This is a genomic window from Streptomyces sp. NPDC127119 (assembly GCF_042677425.1).
Classification (GTDB): Bacteria; Actinomycetota; Actinomycetes; order Streptomycetales; family Streptomycetaceae; genus Streptomyces.
Genome location: NZ_JBHXTO010000246.1, coordinates 1 through 7,714 on the forward strand (window position 1 = coordinate 1; position 7,714 = coordinate 7,714).

Genomic DNA, 7,714 nt, shown 5'->3' on the forward strand with positions numbered 1-7,714 from the left:
CATCAGGGGCGCGGGGAACGGCGCGATCAGCCCCCACCGGCCGGCACACGATGAACGACCCGCGCGGAGCGCTACGCCGCGGTCGTCTGGCTCGTCACGGATATGCGGGCCAGCAGCTCCTCGTAAGCCGCGCGGTCGAACTCCCCGGCCACCGGGGCCAGTACCGTCGCCGCGGACAGCGCGACCGCCCGTGCCAGGCGGTCCGGCCACGGCAGTTTCTCCACCAGGCCCGACAGCAGGCCCGCGACCGCGGAGTCCCCGGCGCCCGTCGGATTGCCGCGGACCGGCCGGGGCGGGGCCGCGCGCCAGTCGCCCTCGGGTGTGCGGGCCAGCAGCCCCTCCGCGCCGAGGGACGCCACCACCGCGTGCGCCCCGCGCCGGCGCGCGTCACGCGTGGCCTGCGACGGGTCGTGCGAACCGGTCAGCTCGGCCAGTTCGTCCGCGTTCGGCTTGACGACGTCGGGGCGGGCCGCGATGCCCCGCCGCAACGGCTCCCCGCTGGTGTCGAGCAGCACCGGAACCGCCAACGCCCGAGCGGTGCGCACGAGTTGGGCGTACGCACCGACCGGCACCCCGGGCGGCAGGCTGCCGCACAGGGCCACCGCGGAGCAGGACCGCAGCAGAACCTCGTACGTCTCCTGGAAGTCGGCCCACTCGGCTGGGGTGATCTCCGGGCCCGGTTCGTTGAGCTGAGTCGTGTCACCGGTCGTCGTGTCGGCCACCGCGATCGTGCGGCGGGTCGGGCCGCTCACCGGGACCAGCGCGTCGACGACATCCGGTGTCCGCGCGAGCCCGGCCCGCAGGGCCCGCCCGGTGACGCCGCCCACGAAGCCCGTCACGGTCACGTCGTGGCCGAGGGCCGCGAGCACCCGGGCCACGTTCAGGCCCTTCCCGCCGGGCCGTTCGGTCATCTCGTCGACCCGGTGGGACGTGTGGGGCCGCAACTCCCGTACGCGGTACGTGATGTCGAGAGCGGTGTTCAGCGTGACCGTGAGAATCACCTGGGCCTGCCTCCCTCGATGTGGACGCGCTCGCCTGGTGTGCGCGCGGGTGCCACGGGTGTGCTCGTCCGAAAGTCCGATCATGCCAAAGGCAACGGCGGTCGGCCCAGCCCCCGGCTCAGGCGGTCTGAGGTTCGACCAGCCATGCGCCCCGGCGCATCACACCCTTGACCTCGAAAGCGGAGTCCAGGACCACCAGGTCGGCGTCCTTGCCCGGCTCCAGCGAACCCACCCGGTCGTACAGGCCCAACTGCCGTGCCGGATTGGCGGAGATGGCCGCGACGACGTCCTCGACGGGCAGCCGGTCCACGGTCACCGCGCGCTTGAAGGCCCGGTCCAGGGTGAGCGTGGAGCCCGCGATCGAGCCGCCCTCCACCAGCCGTGCCACGCCGTCCGCGACCTCGACCTCCAGCGGGCCGAGCATGTAACGGCCGTCGCCGAAGCCCGCCGCGTCCATCGCGTCGGTGATGAACGCCACCCGCCCGCCGCCCGCGTGATGGAACGCCAACTGCAGGGAGGCCGGGTGGAGATGGACGCCGTCGTTGATCAGCTCGACGGTGATCCGCTCGTCCTCCAGCAGGGCCGCGATCGGGCCCGGGGTGCGGTGGCCGAGCACGGGCATCGCGTTGAACAGGTGCGTCGCCACGGTCGCACCCGCGTCGATGGCCTCCACCGTCTGTTCGTACGTGGCGTCCGTGTGCCCGATCGCCGCGATGACACCGTGCTCGACGAGCAGGCGTACGGAGTCGATGCCGCCCGGCAGTTCGGTGGCGAGGGTGACCATACGGGCCTGGCCGCGCGCCGCGTCGATCAGCTTGCGGACCTCCGACGGGTCGGGGTCGCGCAGCAGCTTCTCGGAGTGCGCTCCCTTGCGGCACGGGGAGATGAACGGGCCCTCGAAGTGGACGCCCGCGATGTCGCCCTGCTCGGCCAGTTCGGAGAGCAGTCCCGCGCGCTGGGCCAGACCGTCCATGTCGCCGGTGACCGTGGAGGCGACGAGGGTCGTCGTGCCGTGCGCGCGGTGGGTGCGGATGCCCTTGAGGATCTCCTCGACCGTGCCCGAGGTGAAGGAGGCTCCGCCGCCGCCGTGGTTGTGCATGTCCACGAAGCCGGGGACCACGTAGTGGTTGCGCAGGTCCACCGTGGGGGTGCCCTCGGGAGCGCTCCCGGCGATGCGGGTGCCGTCGATGATCACGCGGCCGTCGGGCACGCTGCCGGTGGGGAGAACCACGGTCGCACCGGTGAGGATCGTCGGGTGCGGGCCGGTCGGAGACATGCGCTCAGTGGTCATCGGGCGGATACCTCCGAAGTGGTGGCCAGCAGGTCCCAGGCGAGGAGGCCCGCGCCGAGGCAGCCGGCCGTGTCTCCGAGTGCCGCGGGGACGATGGACGGCAGTTTCTGGAAGGTGACGCGCCGCTCGACCGCGGCCCGCAGTGGTGTGAACAAGGTTTCCCCCGCCTCGGCGAGACCGCCACCGATGATCAGGATGCGCGGGTCCAGCAGAGTGAGCGCGGTGACGAGTCCGTCGGCGAGCGCGTCCACCGCGTCCTGCCAGACCGCCCGCGCGCGGGGGTCGCCGGAGTCGACGGCCTTCGCGCAGTCCGCCGCGTCCGCGTCCCGGTCGCCGGAGGCCTCGGCCCATGCCTCGCTGACCGCGGCGGCCGACGCGTACCGCTCCAGACAGCCGTGCTGCCCGCACGGACAGGGGGCGCCCCCGGGGCGTACGACGACATGGCCGATCTCGCCCGCGAAACCGTGCGCGCCCGCCTCCACCCGGCCGTCGATACCGATCGCGCCGGCGATGCCCGTGCCCAGCGGGACGAACAGGAAGCGGTCCGCTCCCCGGCCGGCGCCGATCCGGCCCTCGGCGAGGCCACCGGTGCGTACGTCGTGGCCGAGGGCGACCGGTGCCCCGTACAACCGTTCGCTGAGGAGCTTGCGCAGCGGTACGTCGCGCCAGCCGAGGTTGGCCGCGTAGGCGGCGATGCCGCGGTCGGCGTCCACGATGCCGGGGACGGCGACGCCCGCCGCCGCCGCAGGCTCGCCGAGGTGCTCCTCGCCGTGCGCGCGCAGCTCGGCGGCGAAGGCGAGGATCGACTCGACGACCGAGTCCGGGCCGCGCTCCCGGCCCGTCGAGCGGCGGGCCCGGTGCAGCAGCTCGCCGTCCGCCCCCACGAGGGCGGCCTTCATTCCGGTGCCGCCCACATCCAGGGCGATGACGTGTCTCACACGTACAGTGTCGCCCCTTACCCCGTGAGAGGTCTAGTCCACTCACGTGGTGTAGACCTTAGAGCGAAAATTGCGATTCGAAAGTTTGGGATCGCATGAGCGAATCGGTGTGATACGCGGGCACTTGGGCACGCGGACGCCCGGGTGCGCTCATCGGACGAACAGGGTTGGGGACGGCTGTAGTGCAGCGGCGAGTGACAAGTCTGATCGCGGTGGCGTCCGCACTGGGTGTGACCGCGGCCCTCGGAGGCTGCGGAAGTTCCGCCGGGTCCGGGGACGTCACACTGAAACTCGTGGCGGCCGACTACGGCGACTCCAAGGCGAACAGCTCACAGAAGTACTGGGACGAACTGACCCAGGCCTATGAGGCGAAGCACGCCGGCGTCGACATCCAGGTCAGCGTCTACTCCTGGAACGACGTGGACGCCAAGGTCAAGGCCATGGTCGACGCGGGCACCCCGCCCGACCTGGCGCAGGTCGGCGCGTACGCCGACTACGCCGACGCGGGGGAGCTCTACCGCGCGGGCGACGTGCTCTCCATAGACACCCAGGCCGACTTCGTGTCGCAGCTGTCCGCGGCGGGGGAGATAAACCGGACGCAGTACGGCATGCCGTTCGCCTCCTCCACCCGGCTGCTCTTCTACAACAAGACCCTCTTCGCCGACGCCGGCCTCACCCCGCCGGAGAGCTGGAGCGACCTCGCCTCCGACGCGGCGGCCCTCAAGGCCAAGGGCGTGAAGTACCCGTACGCGCTGCCGCTGGGGCCGGAGGAGGCGCAGGCCGAGACCCTGATGTGGCTGCTCAGCGGCGGCGACGGGTACACCGACACGGTCGGTTCCTACAGCCTCGACTCCCCGCAGAACATCGACACCTTCACCTGGCTCAAGGAGGAGCTCGTCGACAAGGGCCTCACCGGGCCCGTCGCGCCCGCGAAGCTCAACCGCGCGGACGCCTTCGCGGCGTTCACGCGCGGCGAGGTCGGCATGCTCAACGGCCACCCGACGCTGATGCAGGCCGCCGCGGCGAAGGGCGTGAAGTTCGGCATGGTGCCCATGCCCGGCGCCAAGGGGCGTTCCAAGGCCACGATGGGTGTCGCCGACTGGATGATGGCGTTCAAGAAGAACGGGCACGCGCAGCAGATCGGGGAATTCCTCGACTACGTGTACAGCGACGAGAACGTCCTTGAGTTCTCCCACGAGTACGACCTGCTGCCCGTGACGACGTCCGCGTCCGAGGCGATGGCCCTCGACAAGGACGACGCCGACCTCGTCGACTTCCTCGGTGAGCTGCCCAACGCCGAGCTGTATCCCGTGGGGCAGACGTCCTGGTCCGCGGTCAGCGCGGACATCAAGCAGCGGATCGGTGAGGCGGTGAGTCCGGAGGGGGATCCGGGGGCCGTGCTGGGGCAGTTGCAGCGGGCTGCTTCCGCCGCCCAGAACGCGGGCTGACTCCGTCGGGTGCGGGGATGGGTGGGTGCGGGCCCGGTGGGGGCTGGTCGCGCCGTTCCCCGCGCCCCTTGGGGGCTGCGCCCCCTGAAAGACAAAAGACTGCGCCGTTGCCCGTGCCCCCGGAGGGGTGGGGCAGCGGTTAGCTTGTCGGTATGGGCATGGGTGATGAAGGGCTGACCGCGCAGGAGCGGGATGTGCTTGCGTTGGAGGGGCGGGGGTGGGAGTCGCCCGGGGCCAAGGAGCGGGCTGTTCGGGAGGAGCTGGGGATGGCCCCGGTTCGCTACTACCAGTTGCTGAACGCCCTGCTGGACGCGGAGCGGGCCCTCGCGTACGACCCGGTGACGGTCAACCGCCTGCGGCGCGTCCGCGAGGTACGCAGAAGCGAGCGCGAGGCATGAGACGCCACCTCGGCGGATAGGGTCGCAGCATGGCCAGTCACCCCGACCCATCGTCGCCGCCGAGCCCCGTGACCACGGCGGGCCGAGACGGCCTCGCCGCCATCCTCGCGCGGCCCCACAAGGCTGTCCTCGCCTTCGACTTCGACGGCACGCTCGCGCCGATCGTCCCCGACCCCGAACAGGCCCGCGCCCACCCGGACGCCGTACCGGCCCTGGCGGCGCTGGCCCCGAAGGTGGCGTCGGTGGCCGTCGTCACCGGCAGGCCGGCGTCGGTCGCCGTGCGGTACGGCGGCTTCGCCGGGGTCCCTGGCCTGGACCACCTCGTCGTGCTCGGCCACTACGGGGCGGAGCGCTGGGACGCGGTCACCGGTACGGTCCGGGCCCCCGCGCCGCACCCCGGCGTCGCCGCCGCCCGCGCCGAACTGCCCGGCTTCCTCGACGGCATCGGCGCCTGGCAGGGCAGCTGGATCGAGGAGAAGGGCAGGGCCGTCGCGGTCCACACCCGCCGGGCCCAGGACCCGCAGGCCGCCTTCGAGGCACTGCGCGAACCGCTGGCCCGGCTGGCCCAGAAGCACGGCCTGATCGTCGAACCGGGGCGGCTGGTCCTGGAGTTGCGTCCGGCGGGCATGGACAAGGGCGTCGCCCTAGGCGAGTACGTGCGCGAGGTCGGCGCCGAGTCCGTCATGTACGTCGGCGACGACCTCGGCGACCTGCCGGCCTTCGCCGCCGTGGAAAAACTCCGCTCCGACGGCATCCCGGGCCTCCTGATCTGCAGCGGCAGCAACGAGGTGACGGAACTGACCGACCGCGCAGACCTGGTGGTGGACGGCCCGGAGGGCGTCACCCGACTGCTCACGGCCCTGGCCACCCACTTGGCACCGCCCCGCTAGGGGCGCAGCCCCCAAAGGGCGCAGCCCTTGAGAGGCGCGGGGAACGGCGCAGTCTTTTGTCTTTCAGGGGGCGCAGCCCCCAAGGGGCGCGGGGAACTGCGCGACCAGCCCCCACCGAACCCGCAGCTCACCACGACCCGGCGTCAGCCAACCGCCCCCGCGGAGCGCAGCGCGTGCAACTGGTCGAGAAACCACTGCGCCGGAGGCAACGCGGTGGCGGCAACAGCCAACCGCTTGGTCCGCTCGGCCCGCTCGGCAAGAGGCACCGTCAACGCCTCGTGCAACGCATCCGCGGTGGACGAGACGTCGTACGGGTTCACGACAACCGCGTCCTCGCCCAACTCCTCGTACGCCCCCGCCTCCCGCGACAGCACCAGCACGCACCCGTCGTCGGACACGACAGGCACCTCCTTCGCGACGAGGTTCATGCCGTCGCGGATGGGGTTCACGAGGGCCACGTCGGCCAGCCGGTACGCCGCGAGCGAGCGCGCGAAGTCGTCCTTCACGTGCAGCACGACCGGCGTCCAGTCCGCCGTCCCGTACACGGAGTTGATCTCGTCGGCGACCCGCTGCACCTCGGCCGTGTAGTCGCGGTACACCGCCAGGTCCTGCCGCGACGGGTACGCGAACGCCACGTGCACCACCCGCTCGCGCCACTCGGGCCGGTCGTCCAGCAGCTGCCGGTACGCCAGCAGGCCGCGCACGATGTTCTTGGACAGTTCGGTCCGGTCCACCCGGACGATGGTCCTGCGGGCGCTGCCGTCGGGCGCGGTGCCGATCTGCTCGCGCAGCGCGGCCATCCGCTCGTCGACGTCCGCGCGGTGCGAGCGCTCGCGCAGGAAGTTCGCGTCGGCGCCGAGCCCGTGCACGCCGATCTGCGTGTCCGGGTCGAAGTCGTCCCCCAGCACGGCCCGGCAGCACTCCGTGAACGCGTCCGCCCACCGCCGGGTGAGGAACGCGGCCCGGTCGGCGCCGAGGATGCCGTCGAGGACCTTCGCCGCGATGTCGTCCGGGAGGAGCCGGAAGTAGTCCGGCGGGGCCCACGGGGTGTGCGAGAAGTGCCCGATCCGCAGATCGGGACGGAGCTCGCGGAGCATCCGCGGCACGAGCGTCAGGTGGTAGTCCTGTACGAGGACCGCGGCGCCGTCCGCCGCCTCCTCGGCCAGTGCCTCGGCGAAGGCCTGGTTGTACGTCTCGTAGGCCGCCCACTGACGCCGGAACTCCGCGTCGAAGACGGGTTCCAGGGGGGTCTGGTAGAGCATGTGGTGGACGAACCACAGCGCGGAGTTCGCGATGCCGTTGTACGCGGCCGCGTGGGTGTCGGCGTCGATGTCGAGCATCCGGACGCCGTCCTCGCCCACGCCGCGCCGGACGGCCTCGCGGTCGCCTTCGCCGAGGGCCGAGCAGACCCACAGGGCGCCGGCGTCGGGGCCGATGGCGGAGAGGCCCGACACGAGTCCGCCTCCGCCGCGCTTGGCGGTGAGCTCGCCGGACTCGTCCTTCGTGTACGAGACCGGGCCGCGGTTGGACGCGACGAGGACGGGGTGTGTGCCGTGGGTGGGAGCCATGACTCGAAATCTAGCCGCAGCGCTATCCGCTCAAACGTTCCCACTGGCCGCGGAGGGGAGACCGTGGGTGGGTGGGGGCGTGCCGCGCAGTTCCCCGCGCCCCCAAAAACCAAAAGACTGCGCAGTTCCCCGCGCCCCTAAAAGCGACAAGACTGCGCCGTTCCCCGCGCCCCCATCAGG

Annotated in this window: 7 protein-coding genes; 3 read left to right on the forward strand and 4 right to left on the reverse strand. The window is 72.1% G+C overall.

Going from position 1 to position 7,714, the window contains the following annotated elements; all coding sequences use genetic code 11:
- Window positions 1-71: 71 nt before the first annotated feature.
- The 3 genes from ACFVH5_RS42995 to ACFVH5_RS43005 all read right to left on the reverse strand — a co-directional run bounded on the left by ACFVH5_RS42995 (window position 72) and on the right by ACFVH5_RS43005 (window position 3,230).
- Window positions 72-1,001 carry a 1-phosphofructokinase family hexose kinase gene (locus tag ACFVH5_RS42995; protein WP_385839131.1) on the reverse strand — a complete coding sequence of 310 codons (930 nt, stop codon included), beginning with the start codon at window positions 999-1,001 and terminating at the stop codon, window positions 72-74.
- A 118-nt stretch (window positions 1,002-1,119) separates the two neighbouring features.
- Window positions 1,120-2,292 carry an N-acetylglucosamine-6-phosphate deacetylase gene (gene nagA, locus ACFVH5_RS43000; RefSeq protein ID WP_385839132.1) on the reverse strand — a complete coding sequence of 391 codons (1,173 nt, stop codon included), beginning with the start codon at window positions 2,290-2,292 and terminating at the stop codon, window positions 1,120-1,122.
- Window positions 2,289-3,230, reverse strand: coding sequence for an ROK family protein (locus tag ACFVH5_RS43005; protein ID WP_385839133.1), 942 nt, complete (start codon window positions 3,228-3,230; stop codon window positions 2,289-2,291). The genes nagA and ACFVH5_RS43005 overlap by 4 nt, the downstream gene beginning before the upstream one ends.
- A gap of 203 nt (window positions 3,231-3,433) precedes the next feature.
- Between ACFVH5_RS43005 and ACFVH5_RS43010 the strand changes: the two genes are divergently transcribed.
- The 3 genes from ACFVH5_RS43010 to otsB all read left to right on the forward strand — a co-directional run bounded on the left by ACFVH5_RS43010 (window position 3,434) and on the right by otsB (window position 5,966).
- On the forward strand, window positions 3,434-4,678 hold the full coding sequence (locus ACFVH5_RS43010) for an extracellular solute-binding protein (protein ID WP_385839138.1): 1,245 nt from the start codon (window positions 3,434-3,436) through the stop codon (window positions 4,676-4,678).
- A 152-nt stretch (window positions 4,679-4,830) separates the two neighbouring features.
- The gene (locus ACFVH5_RS43015) at window positions 4,831-5,076 is read left to right on the forward strand and encodes a DUF3263 domain-containing protein (protein WP_385839134.1); all 246 of its coding nucleotides are present in this window, start codon (window positions 4,831-4,833) and stop codon (window positions 5,074-5,076) included.
- 29 nt (window positions 5,077-5,105) lie between these two features.
- Entirely contained in the window at window positions 5,106-5,966 is an 861-nt protein-coding gene (gene otsB / locus ACFVH5_RS43020; RefSeq protein WP_385839135.1) for a trehalose-phosphatase, read from the forward strand.
- A 143-nt stretch (window positions 5,967-6,109) separates the two neighbouring features.
- Here the strand turns inward: otsB and ACFVH5_RS43025 are convergent, their stop codons facing one another.
- Entirely contained in the window at window positions 6,110-7,534 is a 1,425-nt protein-coding gene (locus tag ACFVH5_RS43025) for a trehalose-6-phosphate synthase (RefSeq protein ID WP_385839136.1), read from the reverse strand.
- Window positions 7,535-7,714: the final 180 nt, after the last annotated feature.